The 21,324-nt window shown below is 59.1% G+C and carries 16 protein-coding genes and 1 tRNA gene; 10 read left to right on the plus strand and 7 right to left on the minus strand.

The window, feature by feature from the left end; all coding sequences use genetic code 11:
- Positions 1–280: 280 nt before the first annotated feature.
- On the minus strand, positions 281–1,156 hold the full coding sequence (locus Mhypo_RS13105) for a DMT family transporter (RefSeq protein ID WP_119341739.1): 876 nt from the start codon (positions 1,154–1,156) through the stop codon (positions 281–283).
- A 348-nt stretch (positions 1,157–1,504) separates the two neighbouring features.
- On the opposite strand from Mhypo_RS13105, the gene Mhypo_RS13110 reads away from it, so the two are divergent.
- From Mhypo_RS13110 to Mhypo_RS13120, 3 genes are all read left to right on the plus strand, one after another.
- Positions 1,505–2,467 carry a pseudouridine synthase gene (locus tag Mhypo_RS13110; protein ID WP_119341740.1) on the plus strand — a complete coding sequence of 321 codons (963 nt, stop codon included), beginning with the start codon at positions 1,505–1,507 and terminating at the stop codon, positions 2,465–2,467.
- Entirely contained in the window at positions 2,373–2,903 is a 531-nt protein-coding gene (hpt, locus tag Mhypo_RS13115) for a hypoxanthine phosphoribosyltransferase (protein ID WP_119341741.1), read from the plus strand. The genes Mhypo_RS13110 and hpt overlap by 95 nt, the downstream gene beginning before the upstream one ends.
- Before the next feature lie 226 nt (positions 2,904–3,129).
- A complete protein-coding gene (locus Mhypo_RS13120) occupies positions 3,130–3,807 on the plus strand; it encodes a queuosine precursor transporter (protein ID WP_119341742.1) in 678 nt (225 codons plus the stop codon).
- Positions 3,808–4,210: 403 nt separating this feature from the next.
- Here the strand turns inward: Mhypo_RS13120 and Mhypo_RS13125 are convergent, their stop codons facing one another.
- From Mhypo_RS13125 to Mhypo_RS13145, 5 genes are all read right to left on the minus strand, one after another.
- Positions 4,211–5,431: an endo-1,4-beta-xylanase gene (locus tag Mhypo_RS13125; RefSeq protein ID WP_119341743.1), complete on the minus strand. Its 1,221-nt coding sequence runs from the start codon at positions 5,429–5,431 to the stop codon at positions 4,211–4,213.
- 626 nt (positions 5,432–6,057) lie between these two features.
- Positions 6,058–7,398: an O-antigen ligase family protein gene (locus Mhypo_RS13130; protein ID WP_119341744.1), complete on the minus strand. Its 1,341-nt coding sequence runs from the start codon at positions 7,396–7,398 to the stop codon at positions 6,058–6,060.
- Between the two features lie 209 nt (positions 7,399–7,607).
- Positions 7,608–8,858 (minus strand): glycosyltransferase family 4 protein, encoded by a 1,251-nt coding sequence (locus Mhypo_RS13135; RefSeq protein ID WP_119341745.1) that lies wholly within the window; start codon positions 8,856–8,858, stop codon positions 7,608–7,610.
- 153 nt (positions 8,859–9,011) lie between these two features.
- Positions 9,012–10,112, minus strand: coding sequence for a glycosyltransferase family 4 protein (locus Mhypo_RS13140; protein ID WP_119341746.1), 1,101 nt, complete (start codon positions 10,110–10,112; stop codon positions 9,012–9,014).
- 12 nt (positions 10,113–10,124) lie between these two features.
- The gene (locus Mhypo_RS13145; RefSeq protein ID WP_119341747.1) at positions 10,125–11,450 is read right to left on the minus strand and encodes an MATE family efflux transporter; all 1,326 of its coding nucleotides are present in this window, start codon (positions 11,448–11,450) and stop codon (positions 10,125–10,127) included.
- Positions 11,451–11,720: 270 nt separating this feature from the next.
- On the opposite strand from Mhypo_RS13145, the gene Mhypo_RS13150 reads away from it, so the two are divergent.
- The 7 genes from Mhypo_RS13150 (at position 11,721) to Mhypo_RS13180 (ending at position 20,924) form a co-directional block, all read left to right on the plus strand.
- The gene (locus tag Mhypo_RS13150) at positions 11,721–13,244 is read left to right on the plus strand and encodes a tyrosine-protein kinase domain-containing protein (RefSeq protein WP_170148296.1); all 1,524 of its coding nucleotides are present in this window, start codon (positions 11,721–11,723) and stop codon (positions 13,242–13,244) included.
- 160 nt (positions 13,245–13,404) lie between these two features.
- Complete coding sequence (locus tag Mhypo_RS13155) at positions 13,405–14,844, plus strand: FAD-linked oxidase C-terminal domain-containing protein (RefSeq protein WP_119341749.1); 1,440 nt, start codon at positions 13,405–13,407, stop codon at positions 14,842–14,844.
- A gap of 90 nt (positions 14,845–14,934) precedes the next feature.
- Positions 14,935–16,008 carry an FAD-binding protein gene (locus Mhypo_RS13160; protein WP_371862140.1) on the plus strand — a complete coding sequence of 358 codons (1,074 nt, stop codon included), beginning with the start codon at positions 14,935–14,937 and terminating at the stop codon, positions 16,006–16,008.
- A gap of 8 nt (positions 16,009–16,016) precedes the next feature.
- Positions 16,017–17,285, plus strand: coding sequence for a glycolate oxidase subunit GlcF (gene glcF, locus Mhypo_RS13165; RefSeq protein ID WP_119341750.1), 1,269 nt, complete (start codon positions 16,017–16,019; stop codon positions 17,283–17,285).
- Between the two features lie 82 nt (positions 17,286–17,367).
- On the plus strand, positions 17,368–18,618 hold the full coding sequence (locus Mhypo_RS13170; RefSeq protein ID WP_119341751.1) for a glycerate kinase type-2 family protein: 1,251 nt from the start codon (positions 17,368–17,370) through the stop codon (positions 18,616–18,618).
- A gap of 60 nt (positions 18,619–18,678) precedes the next feature.
- Positions 18,679–19,539, plus strand: coding sequence for a cell division protein FtsX (locus Mhypo_RS13175; RefSeq protein ID WP_119341752.1), 861 nt, complete (start codon positions 18,679–18,681; stop codon positions 19,537–19,539).
- On the plus strand, positions 19,536–20,924 hold the full coding sequence (locus Mhypo_RS13180) for a murein hydrolase activator EnvC family protein (RefSeq protein WP_119341753.1): 1,389 nt from the start codon (positions 19,536–19,538) through the stop codon (positions 20,922–20,924). The genes Mhypo_RS13175 and Mhypo_RS13180 overlap by 4 nt, the downstream gene beginning before the upstream one ends.
- Before the next feature lie 149 nt (positions 20,925–21,073).
- Here the strand turns inward: Mhypo_RS13180 and Mhypo_RS13185 are convergent.
- Positions 21,074–21,150 (minus strand) — tRNA-Ile (locus tag Mhypo_RS13185).
- Positions 21,151–21,324: the final 174 nt, after the last annotated feature.

Raw genomic sequence — 21,324 nt, forward strand, 5'->3', positions numbered from 1 at the left:
CCGCGTAGCGGAGGGCGATACCGCCCCTTGGAAGGGAGACGCTTTCTTCGCCGACCGACAGTGAAGGGCCATCGGCCCCCGGCTAGCGCCGGTACTCAAGGGAGGGGTGTGCTCTAGGATTCAAAAAGACAGCCTCTGGTGTTTTTGGTTTTGTAAACTGTCTTTTTGAATCCGGTATAAGAACCTGCAATTGCGATAGCGAATACCTACGCTGGAGGGCGGGGGCGGTGAGGTAGACCGCGAGCGTAATCGGCTGCCTCCACGACGGGGGAATGGGATTTCACCGAAAGGTTGCAGACCTGATAAACACCCGGTTGACCAGGGCCACGCTCAGCAAAATCAGAACCATACCTGCAAACAGGCTCCAGGTGATAGGTTCGCCCAGAAAAACGTAGCCCCAGAGAAGGCCAAAAGCCGGAATCAAAAAACCCACACTGCCGGCTTGGGTGGGGCCAGCGCTGTTGATGAGGTGAAAGAAAAGCAGATTGCCCAGCGCAGTTGCCACCAAGGCCAACAACAAAAACATCCCCAGAATGCCGGGAGAAGGCGGCGCTGGGGGCAGGGTAGCCATGGCAGGCGCCGCTAACAACACCGCTCCGAAGAGCATTTGTCCGGTTACGGTGGCCAAGGGTGCGCCTTTGCTGTAGCGCCGTGCAAAGACGGTGCTGAATCCGAAGCACAGCGCTGCCAGAATGCCCGCTCCAATAGCCAGCAAAACCATGGGGCTGAGGGCAACCGGGCTCCAACCAACCAGGATGCCCACGCCCACAACCCCCAGTTGCAAACCCAGAACCTGTCCCAGGGTAAAACGCTCCCTGAGCCAAAGCGCTGCGATCAATGCAGAAAACAGGGGGGCCAGTGCATTGAGAATGGTGGCCATCGAAGCATTGATATGGAGTACCGAGAAGGCGATCAGGGTAAAAGGGATGGCGGCATTGGTAGCGCCCAACACCAGATATTCAAACCAGCGAGCGGAGAACTCGAGCCTCCCCCGAATCCACCGCAGATAGACCAGCAAAATCAACCCTGCCAGCAGCAAGCGCCCTTCGACCTGTGGAAAGGTGCCCAGTACCGGCGTAACCACTCGAGCCAGCAGGAACGATGCCGCCCAGATTGCCGCCAGCAAAAACAAAATCGCCAAATCCGCAGGTTTCATAGAGTGCTCTTGCAAGTGATTCCTGTATGTACTTCTCGTAATGAAGCAGTCCGCAATCACATGGGAGTGGTGACCATCATGCAGCTAGGCAATAAATGTTGTTAGTGAGTCTTGCCTGGACGCAACATAATGGGTTCAGACCGCCGTCGGCTTCAGAATCACAGCCTGCACTATACAGCTCGCCTCCACGCAGGAGTATGCATATTTGCAGTAGGTAACCAGCGTTTGAAAATAAACCGAACAAAGGGTTTGGAATTTGCAGGCAGCAGCAAAATAAAACGCCGGTTGCTGCGGACACTCATAGCTCGAGCTCCCATACGCAGCAATGCCTGCGTTACTATAATGGCTATGCGCCTTCAACAATTCTTAGCTCGTTCGGGCATTGCCAGCCGCCGCAAGGCAGAGGATTTGATTCGGGCTGGACGCGTTTCCATCAACAATCAAATCGCGAGCATTGGGGCGGTGGTGCAGACCGGCGATATTGTACGGCTGGATGGGGAACGGGTGCGGATGCCTCAAAAAAAGGTGGTCATCGCGTTGCACAAACCCAAAGGCTACACCACCACCCACGAAGACGAACACGCCGAAAAACTGGTCTACGAGCTGGTGCCCAAGCACCCGGGTCTGCACTCGGTGGGACGGCTGGACAAAGATACCGAAGGGTTGTTGTTGCTCACCACCGACGGCCAGCTTACCCAGCTCCTGACCCATCCAAGTAATCAGGTACCCAAGCTCTACCGGGCCTGGTGCAAAGGCGGCAGGGTGAGCAAGGAAGCTTGCCAGCAACTCACACAGGGCGTAGTGCTGGGGGATGGGCTGGCCAAGGCCCTGGCAGCGCAGCCCGTCAAGGACGGCATCAAGCTAACACTGACCGAAGGGCGCAAGCGCGAGGTACGGCGTATGCTGCGGAAGGTAGGCTATCCGGTCGAGCGACTGGTGCGACTGGCGGTAGGGCCCATTGAACTGGGTGAGCTCGAGGTTGGCCAGTGGCGCTACCTTACCCCAGAGGAAATTAAGCTGCTGTACACCAACGCTAGACTGCCCAGGTTACGCAAGCCTGCCCAAGGCCAGCGCCAGAAGCCCGCTGCGCTCAGCAGTCGAGCCCTGTCCCCCGGCAAACGCAAGGACAGTTCCAGCCGGAGTGCATCCAGGCCCAAACCGGCTGAATTACCCCAGGCTGATGTACGAGCCAAAAAGAGTACCGTAGAATCGAGCAGTGAGCGTCTTTCAACCCGGAAAAGGCAAGGTACAACTCAGCGAAGTCCAAATCGCCGCCCGAATACGCGAACTGGGCGAGCAGATAAAACATGACTATGCAGGCCAGGAGCCCCATCTGGTCTGTGTGCTGAACGGGGCTTTCATCTTTATGGCTGACCTGGTGCGGGCCATAGACATGCCGCTCACGATGGACTTTCTGGCGGTTTCATCCTACGGCAACGCCCAGAAAAGTAGCGGCGAGGTGGAGCTCTTGAAGGACCTGCGGATGCCCATTGCAGGCCGCCAGGTGATTATCGTCGAGGATATTGTAGACACCGGCATCACCATCAACTACCTGCTGCGCATGCTGGAAGCCCGCCAGCCCGCCTCGCTCAAAATTGCCGCACTGCTTTCTAAACCTTCACGGCGCAAAATCGAAGTGCCTATCCATTACCTGGGCTTTGAAATTGAGGATGCTTTTGTCTACGGCTATGGCCTCGACCGGGGTCAGTTCGACCGCAATCTGCCCTTCATTACCTCTCAAGCGTGAAAATAGATGCAGGGAAAGGCTCATGCGGATTACTATGACGGGCGATTTGTATCCAGAAAAACCCGCCCTTACCTCAAAAAGCCCTGGGCGCAAGAATCAGCCTTTCTAATCCTCGACATTTTTTACATTAGACCCCAAACTGACTTTTGACCTACGACCTGAGACTTTCTACGTTTGACATGACCCAAGCAACCAAAACCCGAACAATCACCCATCGGCGCAACCTATGAAAAGCTATCGTTACCTGGACTTGATTACAGCCCTGTTTGTGGTGGTGCTGATTGCTTCCAACATCGCCTCGACCAAAGTGGTACTTCTAGGCCCTTTCACCTTCGACGGCGGTACTTTGTTGTTTCCACTGGCCTACATCTTTGGGGATGTGCTCACCGAGGTGTACGGCTACAAAAAAAGCCGCCGGGTTATCTGGACGGGGTTCTTCTTGCTGCTGCTCTCCACCCTCACCTTTGGCCTGGTCAATGCCCTGCCTGCTCCATCAGACGAGTTTAGCCAGAAGTCTGCCGAGGCCTTTTCCACCATCCTGGGCCTGGTACCGCGCATTGTGCTGGCCAGCCTGGTGGCCTATTTTGTGGGCGAGTTTGTGAACAGCTACATCCTGGCCAGGCTCAAGGTAGCTACCAACGGGCGCTGGCTGGCCCTGCGTACCATCGGCTCTACACTGGCGGGGCAGGGGCTGGACACCGCCCTCTTTTTGCTGATTGCCTTTTATGGTGTCTGGGATAACAGCCTGCTCTGGACGGTATTTGTCTCCAACTACATCTTCAAAGTGGGAATCGAGGTGCTGTTCACCCCACTAACCTACACAGTGGTGAGCTTTCTGAAGCGGGCCGAACAAGAGGATTACTACGATCGCAACACCAACTTCAATCCCTTCTCGGTTCGGTAGAACAAAAGGCGCTTTGCAGCTCTTGCAATTGACCATTCCAGCATCACGTTCCTGCGTTTCATGGGCCAAAACCTTAAGCCGAAGGCCAAAAGCGTTCCAGCCTGTGATACCGGATTCAAAAAGACAGTTTACAAAGCCAAAAACACCAGAGGCTGCCTTTTTTGAATCCTAGAGCACACCCCTCCCTTGAGTACCGGCGCTAGCCGGGGGCCGATGGCCCTTCACTGTCGGTCGGCGAAGAAAGCGTCTCCCTTCCAAGGGGCGGTATCGCCCTCCGCTACGCGGATAACTTCGGTCGGGTTAGTTCGTCACCAAAGGGTGACGAACTAACCGAATCTGGTATGAAATGGAGCTGAAGACCTGAGGCTTGTGATAGTCTACAGACACTCTTACGACGCTGTGCTTAGCGCCCTAGCTGCACATTCAGAATGGTTTCCCCATCTTCGTTCTTGCCAACCTCGGCCATAGCTGTATGGCTTTGCCCGTTTACACTGACGGTCACGCGGTGCGAGCCCAGAAAGGCTCGAGTACGATACTCCCCATTCTTGTCGGTTTTTCCCTGGGCTTTGGTCCACCACCGGCCTTTGATCAGCGTTCTCAGGCGTTCGTAGGCCGGCTTGGGGCTCATGTCCGCGCGCAGCAGACCCGCGGGCGCTCCCAACCAGGCGTTCAGGTCGGACAAATCCCACCAGGTGATGGCTTCTATGCTGGGATGGCTGAACAACACTCGGTAAAGGTTCTCCACATATTCGGCCTGGATGGCCTCCCCTTCCGGTGTGCTGGGCCAGGGGTTGGGGTGGGGGCTGTCTCTGGCAATGTTTGCCCCACTCAGAACGCTAATTTCGCTGAAGAGCACCGGACGTCCAAACTGGGCAATCCGGTCTACCCTCTCCCAAACCTCTCGCATACTCCACAATCGCTCATGCATGTGGGACTGAATGCCAAACGCATCGGGCAGGCGGTTGAGCCGAGCGAGTTCGGCATATAGCATGAGGACAAAAGGGCCCGTCTCGTAATCGTTGTAGATGTAGGTCAGGTCAGCGCCGCGCCCCGCCGCTTTTGCCCATTCAAAAGCAGTGAGTACGTAGAGTACCGGGCCATCGCGCCGAAGCCACTGCTGAACCCCATTGGTTTCCTCGAGGTTGTTAGCCTCATTGACCACATCCCAGTACTTGATGCTGCCCTTGTAGCGCTGAATGAGCTCGTTCATCCGTTCACGCAGCAGAGCAATGGTCTGGTCGGGGTCGCTGGGAATCCAGCTGGGGTTGTAGAAAGACCACACCAGTGGATGCGCCTTAAGGCTGAAGTTACGTTCTTCCAGCCAGCGAACCATGCGATCCAGGCGGGCGTAGTTACGCTGTCCCTTTTGTGGCTCGAGCTCGGCCCAGTAAAAAGGGAGGGTGGCATAGTTGAAAACCTCGAGCAGGCGGTTCTGATACGAACGCTGCCAGGCTGCCCCATTTTGAGGCTCGAGGTTGAAGACATTGACACCAAACAAAAAAGCGTGACGGGTCTGCTCGACCTGCACCTGGGCCTCGGGCACGGGCTGCCCCCTGGCATCACGCACCCGGACTACCAGCGCACCCTTGCGGTAGCGCTCGATGCGGGCATCAACTCCCGCCATGATGGCCCCATCATAGGTCGTACCTACCGTTATAGCAGCTATAACGGTAGGGCTGCATCCGCTCAAAGGAACCACCAGAAGCAAAAAGGCTGTATAAAAAAAGTATCTAATCCGCACTTTAGCTTATTGTCCCTATACAGGTGATACCTGGATGTAATACCGGATTCAAAAAGGCAGCTTGCAAAACCAAAAACCCCATAGGTTGTCTTTTTGAATCCTGGAGCACACCCCGCCCTTTCGGTCGGCGAAAAAAGCGTCCCCTTCCAAGGGGCGGTATCGCCCTCCGCTACGCGGATAACTTCGGCCCTGTTGATTCGTTACCGAACGGTAACGAATCAACCGAATCTGGTATAGAGCGCTCTTCACATAGAATGAGCCTCCCGAGAATCAAGAATCCTTTATCCGAGAAAGAACCGTTGCCGCCCGGAAACTCGAAACCCAAGCACTCGTGGGCCGGGCCCGGCCTACGCTTGGGTGCATAACATGCATCTGGGCGAAGACGCATTCTCGTTTTCGCGGGCGGCAACGTCTGTGAAGGGCGCGATAGGAAACCAAACAAATACCCGCGCAAACACCCCCTAATTACAGACGCAATAGAGCGTGTTCGCTGGAGTCGAGCACAAACGCTAAGGCTTCTCGAGGCCGACAGAGGTTTCAGCATGGGAGGGCCTGGTTTCCCTTTCCATCAAGGCCCAGCCTAGACCAATCAAGATCCAGTGTGGAATAGCTACCTGAGGGCTTTCCAGGTATACATCGGTAGCTCCGTTGATGAGATTAGCGATGGTGCATACAAAAATAGCGATCAACAAAGTGCGATTAGCATAGCTATAGTGTTTGCGGGCCAGGCTCCAGACTACCGACACCAGAAAAGTAGCGTAGGTTAGCAGCCAGGCAAAGGAAATAACCCAGCCCCCTCGAGCCAGAATGCCCATCAAGGCATTATGGGGATTGCGCAACACATCCAGCGTATTGGCCTCGACGGTCTGGAAACCGTAGTGGTCGGCCAGGTTGACCCCCCAGCCCAGCCCCATGAGGTAGTACTCATTGACCACGGCCTCGTTCCAGATGGCCGTCCACCAGGCCAGGCGCCAGTTGGCGTTCTGGGTGGTGGTGCTGTCGAGCTGGCCCGCCTGGTCGGGCTCGAGGAAAAACAAAGCATTGGCCGCCAGCTGGTTGATGCTGATCTCCCGGTATCCCAGGCTGATCCGCACATCGAAGATGGCCAGCAAACTTACTGCCACAAACACCGCCACCATCAACCACAAACTGCGAACCCGGAATGGCCCCTGCAAGACAAAACCCACCGCGTAGGCGGCCAGAGACGAGCGGCTGCGGGCAGCCGCAAACGCTACCAGGGCCAGAATCCAGGCCATGAAAGCCGGCGGCAAATAGCCTCGTACCCACATCACGGTAAAAAACAGCAACGGAATAATCGCGTCGGTAGGCTTGTAGGTCAGAATGGGCACGGTGGTTTGTGGGAAGTACGGCAGATAATCTACCAGGAAAATAAAACCGGCAATCGAGATGCTCATGCCCAATAAAACCGCCCAGGCCATTTTGGGCATCAGCCACGCCAGCGCCTGGTCATCCAGGAGTACCAGAAGCCTCCGAGCCGCAAAATAGGCCAAAAACCCGTACACCCCGTAGTAGAGTGTGGCGAAACTGCGGATGACTTCCAGCAGCGGCTGTTCCAAAAACCAGGCCGAGTAGATGATCTGGCCCAGGCCAAACAGGAAAACAAACACAAATAGCCAGGCTGAAAGCTGACGGGGAAAGCGTAATCCCCCCGACCAGACCGCCAGCGCCACTCCGGCCAGCATGGCGACCTCGCCAATCAGAACCGGATAGTAGCCGATATAGCCAAAAGCCCGACTAAAGGCCCAATACCCTGCCACCAAAACCAGCAGCAACCCGCCCAAAAGCATCGATGGGCGTACCACCCATTTGCTCGAGCTATCAATCAGCATCTGACCAATCTCCTGCAGTTCCCTGGGGGGTTGTGGGCACGGTGTGCTTCATAGGGCCTCCGTAGACTATCTGATTTTGACTGATGCAACAGCCAAATACCCACAAAACTCTTCTGAACAAATATATAGCCGGCCTGGAGCAGTTCAGGTTTGCAACGGTTACGCCCAACGTTACGAACCGATTATGCAGCGTGAACTAAAGGAGTTGTTTAGCGGGTGGGGAGCTTTTCGACCGATGGGTTTTCCCTGACGGCCAGTATGCGCCTGTATAGCTGAATCATTCGCTCTGCCCGAACCGACTGGCTATTGGCCTTGACATATTCCCAGCCAGCCTTGCCCATCTCATACCTTAGCTGGGGGTCGGCATATAGCTTTCGGATTCCCTCGGCGATTCGTGTAACCACTTCGTCGGGGGTGGTTACGGGAACCTTGAGCGTGGCAGCATCGGGCAACTGGTAGCCCACCCCTTGATGACCCAGGGTCAGGACAGGCAACCCTTGGGCCAGGGCCTCGAGGGTTACGTTACCGAAGGTATCTTGTAAGCTGGTGAAGACAAACACATCTGCTTCGAGGTACAAACCGCGCATTTGATGCCAATTCACCATCCCCAAAAACCTCACGGTATCTGCTAAATTCAGCCTGATCACCTCGGCCTCCCAGAATCTACGGAGCGGCCCATCCCCCGCAACCAGCACTCGCAGGGGCAAATCCCGCAGACCCTCGAGCGCTTCCAACAGCAGCGGCAGCCCTTTCCTGGGCTCAAAGCGGCTTGCCCACAATAGGGTCAGATATTCCTTGGGCTCGCGCTTGGGAAACACCTCTGGGATATGCTCGTCCGCTATGCCAAAAATGTTAAACATCTCCATCCGCCTGGCCCCGGCCAAGCGCAACACCTCCACGGTTTCTGGGTTAATGGTCAGGATCATGGCCGATTGCTGCACGGCCTTGCGGATAGCAGGTATCCAGGGCAGCAACTTGACCCGCAGGGTTCGTAAGAATTCACTGCGCCAAGCTACCCCAAAATAGCGCCGAAACGCAGTCGGGGCCACCTGACCTCCCCCGACCGGCCCCCACACAAACGGAACCGGCAAGCGCCAGAACTGCGGAGCCGAGCTTATGGTTGCCCAGCTCACGTAATGAACCAGATCAAAAGCCTTTTCCTGATGGAGTTTTCGAGCTACCCGGTAGGCTTCTTGCTGCCATAAAAGATAATGCAGACGCAATTTTCCCAGCTGATGGGTGTCCCAGGGGTTCATCCAGCCCGCTAGTTGCACAAAGCAAAAATGCAGATTGGGATTGGGGTGTTTGGCTAAATAATCCTCGATGTTCTGGCGGTATTCAGGATGGGTAATGACCCACACCTCACACTGTTGCGAGAGCGACCAGGCCCATGACCAGGTGATGGCTTGCTCAGAACCATGATCTGGGCTGCAAGCAAAACCCACCAGTAGTATGCGCATGGCCAAGATTCACCCCCTTTTACCTTATTCGTTTGCTAGACACCCATTGGGTTTTTTTGGTGTTTGTCCAGTGCGGCTTTTTGATAGGCAGGTTGTAATTGTGGTCAGCACGTTTTGCATGTAGGCTCGGTAGGACGATTTTAGCCAAGGTAATCACCTGACAACTACCCGCTGATAAAGTTCGATGTATTGTGTGGCTATGTGCACGGGGGATAGTTCGGTTCTGCAATAGTCCCTGGCACGTTTGGACCAGCGTGCTAAAGCCGCCGGATCGCTCAAATAGTTGCGAACTTGTTGAGCCATTTGCGCTGGGTTGCCCGATAAAGGCAGCGCCAGTCCAGCCTCCTGAAGGGTTTGGGTCATTTGCAAACCAGTGTTGAGCAGGCAGGGTGTGCCCACCGACATGGCTTCCAGCACCGACATGCCAAACCCCTCCCAGCGCGAAAGCTGGATATAGGCTTGGGCCTGAGAAAGCACCTCGAGTTTCAGTTCTCCAAAAACCGGTGCCTCAAAATGCACATTGGTAGAGGCGGTCTTTTTGAGCCGATTCAGCCAACGGAGGGTTTTGGGGTCTTCGCTTCCATAGAGCATTACCCTGTACTCCGGCAGTTCGTTGGCCAGGGCAATCAGGTAATCTATCCCCTTTTGCATCACATCAAAACGGCCCAGGTATACCAGGGTTTTGCTCTCCCCCCCTTGCCACACGACCTCTTTTATGGGTGGGGCCGGATTGGGAATAACCTGCACCGTGCCCTTGAAGCCCGGCACAAAGGCTTTTATGTCGGCAGCCTCACCAGGCGTCAGGGCAGTGATAGCGGCAGCCATATAGAAGCGTGGCTTCTCAATGAAACGGGTATAAGGCCATTTCTTGAAGCGTCCCCGCCTTAGCGATTGCGCCGATAACTGGCCGTGGGGGGTGGTGACAAAAGGAATCCCTCGATCCCGCAGCATCCGTGCTAGCTGGTATTGCTGCGGGATAAAGATAGAGTGCATGTGAACAACATCGGGCTCAAAGCGATCCAGTAACCCGGCCAGGGTGGTTGTGTCCCAACCCAGGTTTTTACGAGGCAGAAAGCGATGCTCGAGGCCCGCTTGCTCAAGGGCAGCCTGCCCAACCGCATTGAGCGGATCACGGCTTACGATCTGAACCCGATGACCCAGGGCAGCCTGAGCCGGAGCAATCGCCCAGAGCGTGGTGCTGACCCCATTAACCTCGTCGGGGCCGCTGGTATCGCACACGTGCCAGATCTTCATCGCAGCTCACTCTCAGGCAATTTTGCGCCCATACCGATACCAGACCAGTGCAGCCAAAACCGTCAGCAATACATTCGACGAGACCTGTATCATAACCGCTCCCTGCACCCCGTTGTGGCTGATTAGAAAAATGCCCGCGGATACCATGAAAGCTACAGTTATCGTGTACAGTACAATAATCCAGCGCAGTTTTTCCTGCGAGCGCAAGGCCGACAAAAACACGATAGAAAGCCCAACCAGCAGGGGCAATGCACCATAGGCAATCAGGAGATAACTGATGGTTTGGTAGTTCTCTCCATATAACAAAGCAAAAATCCAGCCGTGTAGAAGCGCCAGTACCAGCCAGGCCAGCAGCCCCGTAAAGAAAAAAACGGTTGCGTAGCGCAACACCACTCGAGTGAGCTCGGCGGTGGTGCGGGCCCTAGCAAAAATCGGTATCAACAGAGCGCCAAAAGCATTCATAAAGCTATAGACCGGCAGCACCGTATTTTCCAGCGCCCTCAGGCTACCCACTGCGGCCAGGCCGCTGATATGGGACAGAATCAAGTAGGGGAAGGCTGCGATTACAACAGCCAGCAAGCTCGCAGGCAGGCTCCACCGGCCATAGCCCCAGTGATTGCGCAGCACTGTCCTGAACAGCGAAAACCAACGCCCCAGACCACTGCCGTTTTGGGGAGGCAGGCCCACCCGCGCGCCGCCCAGCCCCCTGGAGGACTCGGCCACCAGGCCCCGCCCCAGACTGCGTTCGACCCACAACCCCGAGCACAAGGCCGAAAAGCCCATCAGGCAAAGTGCCGAAAAAGCATTCAGCCAGGACAGGTGATTGAAGAGCAAAGCCGAGGATAAGAAAACCGGCATGTAGATCAAACCGCCCTTAGCAGCAAGGGCCGGGTTAAGGTTGGCATAGCACACCCGGCGCACCAGCATGCTGTAAAGCATCAGTGGCATGGCCACCGCCAGACCCAGGTACATTCCGGTAAAGGTTGGATCACTCTGCAAAAAAGCCACCAGCAGAATTACGGCTGTAGCACTCAAAGTGAGGATCCAGTTGAGATGTACTACAATTTTCTGATAGGTAGCGGGCGCCTGACGAAAGCGGTTAGAAGAGAAAACCATCATCGGCTCGATAACCAGAGGGTTTTGAATCTGGTAGGCGATGTTCAAAATGGCCCATCCCAGGGCAAAAGCACCGTAGGAATGCGGCTCGAGCCAGCGGGCCAACAAAATATTGATAAGGAAATTGGAAGCACCATACAGGCCCTGATCCAGCACCGCCCAGGCGAAGCGGCTCGGAAAGCGTTCACGAATGAAATTGCTAATCCAGAGAATCGTTGGCATTGATGCCTCAGGTCGTGAGAAATTTTGTGAGAGGCATATTCTATTCGCTCAACAAAATATCGTTTTTCAACCCTACCATAACGTTATGCCGCTCTGTTAGCTGATGGCCAATCCACATAACGCACCCATTGTATTGGGCCAGGGGTCGCAGTTTATAAAGCTATGCCCAACAGGACGTGATATCTGACAGCCCAAAAACACCAAAGGTTTATATAATGCTTCGATATGAATGGCATTTCTCAAATTCCTCCAGAGCCAGAATTGGATCTTGTGCGTTTAGGCAGAACCCTCAAGCGCCATGCCCTGTGGATTCTGGCTTTTGCTGTACTGCTAAGTGTGGCAACTTTTGTGCTCTCGAGCCTCCAAACACCGGTTTACCAGGCCAGTACCCGGCTGTTGGCAGCCCAGAGCAACGTGTTGTCGGGCAGCAACCTCCTGGGCACCGTGCCGGCTTCGGCCCTGATTGATGCAGGGGCCTACCGTGAAGCTGCCCTGAGTAACCTGGTTTTGGGGCGCACCTTGAAAGCAGCGGGCCTGGGCACGACCCCCCGCGACCTCGAGCGTTTTGCTCGCAGCTCACGTGTGCGTACCGTAGAGGGCAAGAATTCCAACGTCATTATCTTGAGCGTTCGCAACCCCGACCCAGACCGCGCCGCCGAGATTGCCAACATCTGGGCCAGAAGCCTGAGCCAATGGGATGATGAGCGGGTACGCGGAAGCTTCGGCAATTTCCGTGAGTCCCTCGAGGCCCAGCTTGCCGTGGTGAGCGGCCAGATTAACCAGACCACCAACCGCAGCGACGAAAACCTTGCCAGCCTGCAAACCCTTCGGGCCAGCCTGTTGCGCGATATTGACCTGATGCGGGCCCTGGAGCGCAGTGCCACCGGCCAGTTGAGCCTGATAGACCGGGCCGTTTCGCCTTCGCGTCCGGCCAGTCCGCGTCCGCTGCTGTACGCGGTGGTGGCTTTTCTGCTGGGGCTAACCCTTGCGGTGGGGCTGGTACTTATGCGCGAGGCCGGAGTACGCAGTGTGCGCAACGCCGACGAAGCCTTTAGCCTGACCTCTCTGCCTCTGCTGGGTGAGTTTCCCGAGATGCCTGCGGGCGCAGGGCGTACCCTCTCCCCCGAAGTGGCCAGCTATTTGGACATCAACGTAACTCACACCATTGCAGGGGGCAACCCTCGGATTATCGCCATTACCAGCCCGGCGGCCCTCGAGGGCAAGAGCAGCGTGGCCATCAGCCTGGCCCGGGCCTGTGCCAGGGCAGGCAAGCTCACCCTGCTGATTGATCTCAACAGCCGCAAGCCGGTGTTGCACAAGGAGTTCAGCATCACCCAGAGCCAGGACATCGTGAGTGCGCTGGTCAACCTGCCCCGCGTGCTCCCCCAACCCACCCTGGTCGAGAACAACCTGTACGTGATTCCCTGTCTGCAGCCCCTCGAGAACCCACCCCGCCTGCTCTCCGAGCTGTTCCGGCCCTTCATCACCCACCTCAAAGAGAGCGGCCAGTACGACATGATTATTATTGACACGCCGCCCGTGCTGAGCGTGACCGATACCCTGATCATGGCCCCCTATGTCTCTGGGGTGCTGATGGTGGTGCGCGAAGGCCAGACCGACCGACGCCAGTTGCGCACGGCCCTCGAGATCCTCAAACGGGTTGGGGCCCAGACCCTGGGCCTGGTGATGAACCGGGTGCGCGAAAGCCAGACCCTGCCCAAACCCGACAAGGTATACGAGGGCAGCAGCAGGAGCACCGGCATTTTCAAACCCAGGCTCGAGGAAAAGTCTTAAGCCCCCCAGCCCATCCCACCCAGGCCCGCCCTGGGGGTTTTTGTTTTCTATATAATAAAAAATAGTTTTATTTATTGACAAAACAAGAGGCAGCGGCTAGTTTCAAAACGAAGCCGGAGGCCATCAAGATGACCCAAAAATTTGGAAACGAGGAAACCGTATGAGCTATTCTTTGGATGAGCTAAAGCGCCTCTTTCCCCCTGGCCGCTTTCTGGTCAAACCTGGCGAACTGGCTCCATATGAATCCGATGCCCTTACCGCCTTCCGGGCCCGGCCCCTGGCGGTGGTGCTGCCAGAGAGCCACGAAGAAGTGGCCGCAGCGGTGCGCTGGTGCGCGAAGCACCAAATTCCCTACGTGGCGCGGGGCTCCGGCACCAGCCTCTCGGGGGGTTCGCTGCCCATTGACGGCGGGCTCTTGATCGGTCTCAACCGTATGAACAAGCTGCTGCGGCTGGATGCAAAAGAGCGTCTGGCGGTGGTACAGCCGGGCTTCATCAACCTCCAGGTTTCCAACGCCGCCGCGCCCTATGGCCTCTACTATGCCCCCGACCCCTCCTCGCAGCCGGTCTCGACCATTGGGGGCAACCTGGCCTTCAACTCCGGCGGGGCCCACTGCCTCAAGTACGGCATGACCTCCAACCACGTGCTGGCCGCCCGGGTGGTACTGCCGGATGGCGAGACCGTAGAGCTGGGCAGCGAAAGCCTGGAAAACACCGGCCCCGACTGGCTGGGCCTGTTTGTGGGTAGCGAGGGGCTTCTGGGCATCGCCACCGAAGTTACCCTGCGCCTGCTGCCCAGACCCGAGACCTATCACACCGTGCTGGCCGCCTACGACTCGCTGGCCAAAGCGGGCGAGGCCGTGGCGGCGGTGGTGGCCTCGGGGCTTTTGCCGGGGGCCATGGAGATTATGGACTCGCTGGCCATCGAGGCCGCCGAGGCCGCGGTCAAGGCCGGGTATCCCCTGGCGGCCCGGGCCCTTTTGATTGTGGAGCTCGAGGGCGAGACCTCGCAGGTCGAGGCCGAGGCTCGGCACCTCGAGGAGGTTATCCGGCAGTCGGGGGCCTACGAGGTGCGGGTGGCACAAAACGCCGACGAACGCATGAAAATCTGGAAAGGGCGCAAGGCCGCCTTCTCGGCGGTGGGGCGGCTCTCGCCGGACTACATCGTGCAGGACGGGGTGGTGCCGCGCTCCCGGCTGGGGCAGGCCCTCGCCGAAATTGAACGGCTCTCGGCCCGCTACGGCTTGCGGGTGGCCAACGTTTTTCACGCAGGCGATGGTAACCTGCACCCCCTCATTCTTTACAACGGACGGGTGGAGGGAGAACTTCAACGGGCCGAGGAGCTCGCAGGGGAAATCCTGAGGCTGTGCGTGGCCCTGGGCGGCTCCATCACCGGCGAGCATGGGGTGGGCATGGAGAAAAAAGCCTACATGACCGAGATGTTCTCGGAGGACGACCTGAACGCCATGCAGCGTATCCGCCAGGCCCTCGACCCCGGGGAGCTTGCCAACCGGGGCAAGATGTTCCCCGGCGAAGCCCCCGCCCTCCGCTTCCATGGGGCCCATCCGCTGGAGAAAGCCGGGGTGATCTCGCGTGAGTAACGCGGTTCTCAGAAAGTATCCTGCCGGGTCTGCAAGCCTGAAAGCCGGGCAGGGGGGGTTTGTTGCCGGCATCGCAGGAGGTGCGCGGTCATGACCCTTATGCCTTCCAGCCTTGCCGAAGTCCAGGAGGCCGTGCGCACGTACCAGCACGTCCGGCCCCGGGGTGGCGGCAGCAAGCCTGCGCTCTCTGCTCCCCTCGAGGGCCAGACCGTGCTGGAGATGACGGGCCTCACAGGGGTGCTCGAGTACGACCCCGGCGAGTACGTCCTGGTGGCCCGGGCCGGCACCAGGCTCGCCGAGGTGGAGGCTTTGCTGGCCGAGCACGGGCAGTATTTGCCTTTCGATCCGCCCTTTGTGGAGCAGGGAGCCACGCTCGGCGGCACAGTAGCGGCAGGACTCTCGGGTCCCATGCGGCAGCGCTATGGGGGGGTGCGCGATTTTATTCTGGGGGTGCAGTTCGTGGATGGCCAGGGCCGCCTGGTGCGGGGCGGGGGCAAGGTGGTCAAGAACGCTGCCGGGTTCGACCTGCCCAAGCTGATGGTGGGCAGCCTGGGGCGGCTGGGCATCCTGACCGAGGTGGCCTTCAAGGTGTTTCCCTTTCCCAAAGCCACCGCCACCTTACTGGTCGATTTTTCCGGCCTGGAAGAAGCCCTCGAGGCCCTCTACCGCCTGACGGGCTCGCCCATTGAGCTCTATGCCCTGGACCTGCTGCCCCCCGCCACCCTGGCCTTGCGGCTGGGGGGCCTGCCAGAAGCCCTCCCGGCCCGGCTGGAACGCCTCCAGTCCTTTTTAGGCCAAACCGGCCAGCTTTTACAAGAGGCGGCCGAAGCCCGCTACTGGCGCCACCTGAACCGCCTGCCCCTGGGGGAGGGCAGCCTGGTCAAGGTGGCCCTCACCGCGCGGCATATCCCCGACCTGGAAAAAGCCCTGGGCAGCACCCCAAGGCGCTACCTGAGCGCGGGCAACCTCTTGTACCTGACCTGGAACGACGAACCGGACAGGCTCGATGCGCTGCTCAAGGCCCAGGGCCTGTCCGGCCTGGTGCTAAAGGGCACTGTGGCGCGGAGCCAGCTTGGAATAAACTTGGAGCACGTACTGGGCCACAAAGTGTCCCGGGCCCTCGACCCCCAGGGGAAGTTTTCTTTGCATGCCCCTTTACCGTAGGAAACCCTATGCAGCACAAAATTGATGTCGAAAAACTTGGCCCCCAGGGCGAAATTATGGCCCACGCCATCGAAGCCTGCGTGCACTGTGGCTTCTGCCTGCCGGCCTGCCCCACCTACCAGGTGCTGGGCGAGGAAATGGACTCTCCCCGCGGGCGCATCTTCCTGATGAAGGAGGTGCTGGAAGGCAACCTCCAGATGGAGGAGGCCCAGCCCTACCTGGACAAGTGCCTGGGCTGCCAGGGCTGCGTGACGGCCTGCCCCAGCGGGGTGCCCTACGGCGAACTCATCTCCACCTACCGGGGTTTTAGCGAGCCCAAGCGCCACCGCTCCCCCTTCCAGAAGCTCTTTCGCATCGGCCTGCAAGAGACCCTCCCCTACCCGGCCCGCTTCCGCGCAGCGGCCACGCTGGGCCGGCTGGGCAAGCTGATCCAACCGCTGCTGCCGCCCGCGCTAAAAGCTCCCCTCGAGCTTTTGCCCGAAGCCCTGCCCAAAAGCGAACCCCTCCCGGCGTTCATTCCCGCCGCGGGCCCGCGGCGGGCCCGGGTGGCCTTCCTGGCCGGCTGTGCCCAGCAGGTGCTGCAACCGGGATTCAACCAGGCCACCCTGCAGGTGCTGGCCCGGAACGGGGTGGAGGTGGTGATACCCAAAAGCCAGGGCTGTTGCGGCGCGCTGGCCTTGCACACCGGCGAGCGGCAGCGGGCGTTGCAATTTGCCCGCAACAACCTAAAAGCCTTTGCCGGCGACTACGACGCCATTATCACCAACGCCGCCGGCTGTGGCTCGGGCCTCAAGGAGTACCCCCTGCTCTTTCACGGCGAGCCCGAACAAGCCCAGGCCGAGCAGCTGGCGGCCAGGGTCAAGGACATTTCGGTTTTCCTGGTAGAACTCGGCTTGAAGGAAGTCCCTGCCATGGAAAAACCCCTCAAGGTGGCCTACCACGACGCCTGCCACCTGGCCCATGCCCAGGGGGTACGGGCCGAACCCCGCCAGTTGCTCAAAAGCATTCCCGGTGTAGAACTGGTGGAGATTCCCGAGGGCGAGCTTTGCTGCGGCTCGGCGGGTACGTATAACCTCGAGCAGCCCACCATTGCCGCCACCCTGGGGGAGCGCAAGGCCCGCCACATTCTGGCTACCGGGGCCGATGTGGTCGTAACCGGCAACATCGGCTGCTTTACGCAGATCCAGAGCCACCTGCGCAAACTGGGTCGCGAGATTCCGGTAATGCACACGATGGAGCTGCTCGAGCGGGCCTACCTCCAGAAAAGCCCCGCATGAGATAGCCCAAAGCCAAAGACCGGAAGAAAAAGCGAGCTTTAGATAGCCGGTCTTTGCGCTCTTTTTCAGTACAATGCCGGTTATGCGCAAGCAACTTGTGGCCAGCTTCCAGCACGCCCTGGCACAAACCCACCCGGCCCACCTCACCCAACAACACCTGCCCGAGGAAACCCCGGCGCTCATCGTGGCGGTGGGGAAAGCCGCCATCAGCATGTTGGAAGCGGCCCGGCAACGGTTTGCGCAGGCGCCTTTCATCGCTGTACCCAAAGCCGAGACAGGGCGGGCCTGGCCCGATGCTTCGCATGGGCGCATCCTGCCCGCCAGCCACCCGGTGCCCGATGAACGCAGTGTGGAGGCCGGGCAGGCCATTTTGCAAGCGGTCTCCAGGCTGAAGCCAGACGACTTGCTGCTTCTGCTGATCTCCGGGGGTGGCAGCGCCCTGATGTGTGCGCCCTGGGGGATCAGCCTGGCCATCAAACAGGACCTGACACAGGCTCTGTTGCGCTCCGGAGCCGATATTCAGGAAATGAACGCAGTGCGCAAGCACGTCTCGGCCCTCAAGGGCGGGCGGCTGGCGGCGGCCACCCCAGCCCGCATTCTGGCGCTGTACCTCTCCGATGTACCGGGCGACGACCTCTCGGTGATAGCCTCGGGGCCTACCGTGCCAGACGAAAGCACCTTTGCCGATGCCCTCGAGGTGCTGGACAAGTACCGCCTGGAGTTTCCCGAGGTGCGGGCTCACCTCCGGCAGGGCCTGGGGGGCGAGCTACCCGAGTCCCCCAAGCCGGGGGATGCCCTCTTCACGCGGGTGGAAAATCGGCTGATTGGCAGCAATCAGACCCTGCTCGAGGCCGCCCAGAACTACTGGCAGGCCCAGGGCTACCGTGCGGTCATCCTCTCCGACCGCTTCCAGGGTGAGGCCCGCGAACTGGCCCGCTTTCACGCCAACCTGGTGCAGAGCATCCGCACCCACGGGCAGCCCTTCCGCCCTCCGGTGGTGTTGCTCTCCGGCGGCGAGGCCGGCGTTACGGTGCGCGGCTCGGGCCGGGGAGGGCGCAACCAGGAGTTTCTGGCCTGGCTGGGCTTTTATCTGGGCCAGGCGGGCCTCTGGGCCCTGGCCGCCGACTCCGACGGGATTGACGGCAATACCCAGGCCGCAGGGGCCATCTGGCAACCGGACACCTGGCAGCGGGCCCGGGGGCAGGGGCTGGATCTTAAAGCCCAATTGCAACAAAACGATTCTCATGGCTTTTTTGCGGCCATGAACGACCTGCTCGTCACCGGCGAGACCGCCAACAACCTCAACGATTTTCGGGTGCTGGTGGTCGAATAGAAAGTCGTTTCTAAGGGCCAATTCACATATAACCTGAGTACAAACTGTACACTAAAGGCCGTGTATGCCCTCTCCCAGGCCTTGCGTTCGCTGCGCCAACACCTGACCAGCACGTTGGCTACCTTTTTTACCGCGCTGGTATCGTTTTCGCTCTTGTTTTTGCTGGGATTGGTGCTGTGGAACTTAGACCGGGTGGTAGCCTCCCTCGAGCGCGAGCTGGAAGTAGCCGCTTTCCTCAAACCGGAAGCACAAGCAACCACCATTCTGAACGAGATCAAAACCTGGCCGGAAGTCAGCGAGGCCAAGCTACAAACCAAAGAAGAAGCCCTGGCCACCCTGCAACTCGACTACCCCTACCTGGCCCAGGCTCGAGAGTTCATCCAGAACCCCCTCCCGGACACCATCCGGCTCAAGCTAGCAGACCCCCAGCAGGTGCGCGAGGTAGGCCGCCGGGTAGCACGAATCGAAGGTGTGGACGGCGTGGAGTACGGGGGCGCCCTGACCGAGCAACTGGTGCGGGTGCTGGCGGGCTTGCGGGTGGCGGTCAATATTTTGATTGTGCTGCTGCTCCTGGACACCCTGTTTAGCGTGATGGGCACCATCCGGCTCTCCATCGAAAACCGCCGCGAGGAGCTGCGGGTCATGCAACTGGTAGGGGCTACCCGGCGCTTTATCCAGGGGCCGTTTGTGGCCGAGGGTACGCTGCTCACCCTGGCTGCGGGCCTGGTGGCGCTCGGGCTGGGGGTGGTGTCCTACCGCTTTCTGGCCGAGGCCCTGCAAAACCTGCTGCCCTTTGTGCCTGTGCTGGCCCAGGGCGATCTGGTCCGGGCTGCTCTGGCCATGCTGGTGCTGGCGGTGCTGCTGGGGGCCACCGGGGCCTATCTGGCCAGCCGGGCCAACCTGCGGGAGGCCGATTTATGAAGCAGGGCTCTGGGGTCGGGGGTCAGGGCTTAGGAGAGGGTAACCGGGCACGGGTGTTCGGCTTTTGTGGCAGTATTAAGGCTTTTTGGCTGGCAAGCATCTTACTGGCTTTCGGCTTGCAGCCCTGGGCCTTGGGCCAGCCCAACCTGAACGAGCTTCAGCAACAGGCCGAGCAAAACCGCCGGCTACAACAACTCCAGCAACAGCGCATCGCCCAGCTCAACCGCGACCTGGCCAACCTCGACGCCGCGACCCGGCAGCAACTGGCCGAACTACGCCGCCTCGAGGCCGAGATTACCCGCCTCGAGCGTGAACGGGCCGAGCTGACCCGGCAGATAGACCTGCTGGAAGGCCAGAAAAAACAGGCCGAGGCCCGCATTGCCAGCCTGCAAAAGGAGCTCGAGGGCCTGCGAGAGCGTCTTTCGGCCCTGCTGCAAAGCCTGCACCGCGAACGGGCCGGGCGCTACCTGCCCCTGCTGCGGGCCGAATCCTTCACCGATTTGTCGGTACGCAGCAAGTGGGTGGGGGTGCTGGGGCAGCACCAGACTGACCTCATGGACCGCATCAAGAACACCGTGCGCCAGCTCGACGAGGAGCGCATACGGCTTGGGCTGCTGGTAGACACCCTTACCGAGCGCCGGGCCGAACGGCAGCAGCGCATCGCCGCCCTGGCGCAAAACCGCCAGACCGTGCAACTGACCGTGGCCAACCTGCGCCAGCAGCAGGCCGGGCGGCAGGTCATCCTGCGCGAGACCCTGCAAGCCCAGGCCCAGCTTCGGGCCGAGCTGCAGGTCTTGCAGGGCCGCATTGCGGCTGAGCTGCGACGCATTGCCGAAGAGCGCCGCCGGGCCGAGGAAGAACGCCGCCGCCGCGAAGCCGAGGAGCGCCGCCAACGCGAGCTACAGGCCCAACGCGAGCGAGAGCTACAAGCCCGACGCCAGCGCGAGGAGGCCGCCCGCCGCGAGCGCGAAACCGTGCGCGAGGTGCCTTCGGTTCCCCGCGAGGTGGTGGGGGCCTTGCAGTTCCCGGTGCGCGGGGGCCGGGTAGCTGAGCCCTACGGGTTCCAGGGCAACGACTGGCAAACCCTCCAGGGCGCAGAGGCTTCCAGCCCCATTGTGGCCGCTGCCGATGGGGTGGTGATTGATAGCCTGTTCATTGCCAACCTGGGCTATACCCTGACCATCCGCCACTCCGACCAGATTGCTACGCAGTATGTGAATGTTCTCGAGCCCCGCGTCTCGGTGGGCCAGCGGGTGGGGCAGGGCCAGGTGATTGGCTTCACCGGTGGGGGCGTGCTGATTCCCAGCGACCAGATGTGGTTCCGGGTGATTGTGATTGATAACAACGGCAACTTTCGCTACGTAGACCCATCGCGGTATTACTGAAATCCACGCTTTTCCCAACAGGCTTGTTGCGTGGGTTACCGATGTACCGATGGCTGATAGCTCATAGCGGATAGCTACATTTTGCGGCTTCCAAAGTTCACAACGACAAAGGCCCCAGAACTTGGTCAGGGGCCCCTCGTCTACTCTTTTGGTGGGCGATCCGGGACTCGAACCCGGGACCTCACGCTTATCAGGCGTGTGCTCTAACCAGCTGAGCTAACCGCCCCCACAGCGAGTAATGAGTATAGCGGTGGCTTTGCCGGAGGTCAAGCGAGTCATATAAAAAATTCGGTTGAGCAAAGGAAGGGGCTTCTAAACTGGATTTGTGAATAACCCAGAGAAGCCCAAAGATAGTGTAGCTTGCCAGAACTGCGGAAGTGTGAAAGTCGAATGTGGCGGC

It is taken from the genome of Meiothermus hypogaeus, from assembly GCF_003574035.1.
GTDB classification, from domain to species: Bacteria; Deinococcota; Deinococci; order Deinococcales; family Thermaceae; genus Meiothermus; species Meiothermus hypogaeus.

What these genes read in the sequence shown, in the direction of transcription:
- Mhypo_RS13145 (WP_119341747.1), bottom strand. Translation starts at nt 11,450, where the DNA reads ATGCCAACGATTCTCTGGATTAGCAATTTCATTCGTGAACGCTTTCCG.
- Mhypo_RS13180 (WP_119341753.1), top strand. Translation starts at nt 19,536, where the DNA reads ATGAAGCAGGGCTCTGGGGTCGGGGGTCAGGGCTTAGGAGAGGGTAAC.
- Mhypo_RS13110 (WP_119341740.1), top strand. Translation starts at nt 1,505, where the DNA reads ATGCGCCTTCAACAATTCTTAGCTCGTTCGGGCATTGCCAGCCGCCGC.
- Mhypo_RS13140 (WP_119341746.1), bottom strand. Translation starts at nt 10,112, where the DNA reads ATGAAGATCTGGCACGTGTGCGATACCAGCGGCCCCGACGAGGTTAAT.
- Mhypo_RS13120 (WP_119341742.1), top strand. Translation starts at nt 3,130, where the DNA reads ATGAAAAGCTATCGTTACCTGGACTTGATTACAGCCCTGTTTGTGGTG.
- Mhypo_RS13125 (WP_119341743.1), bottom strand. Translation starts at nt 5,431, where the DNA reads ATGGCGGGAGTTGATGCCCGCATCGAGCGCTACCGCAAGGGTGCGCTG.
- Mhypo_RS13155 (WP_119341749.1), top strand. Translation starts at nt 13,405, where the DNA reads ATGAGCTATTCTTTGGATGAGCTAAAGCGCCTCTTTCCCCCTGGCCGC.
- Mhypo_RS13170 (WP_119341751.1), top strand. Translation starts at nt 17,368, where the DNA reads ATGCGCAAGCAACTTGTGGCCAGCTTCCAGCACGCCCTGGCACAAACC.
- Mhypo_RS13105 (WP_119341739.1), bottom strand. Translation starts at nt 1,156, where the DNA reads ATGAAACCTGCGGATTTGGCGATTTTGTTTTTGCTGGCGGCAATCTGG.
- Mhypo_RS13160 (WP_371862140.1), top strand. Translation starts at nt 14,935, where the DNA reads ATGACCCTTATGCCTTCCAGCCTTGCCGAAGTCCAGGAGGCCGTGCGC.
- glcF (WP_119341750.1), top strand. Translation starts at nt 16,017, where the DNA reads ATGCAGCACAAAATTGATGTCGAAAAACTTGGCCCCCAGGGCGAAATT.
- Mhypo_RS13135 (WP_119341745.1), bottom strand. Translation starts at nt 8,858, where the DNA reads ATGCGCATACTACTGGTGGGTTTTGCTTGCAGCCCAGATCATGGTTCT.
- Mhypo_RS13130 (WP_119341744.1), bottom strand. Translation starts at nt 7,398, where the DNA reads ATGCTGATTGATAGCTCGAGCAAATGGGTGGTACGCCCATCGATGCTT.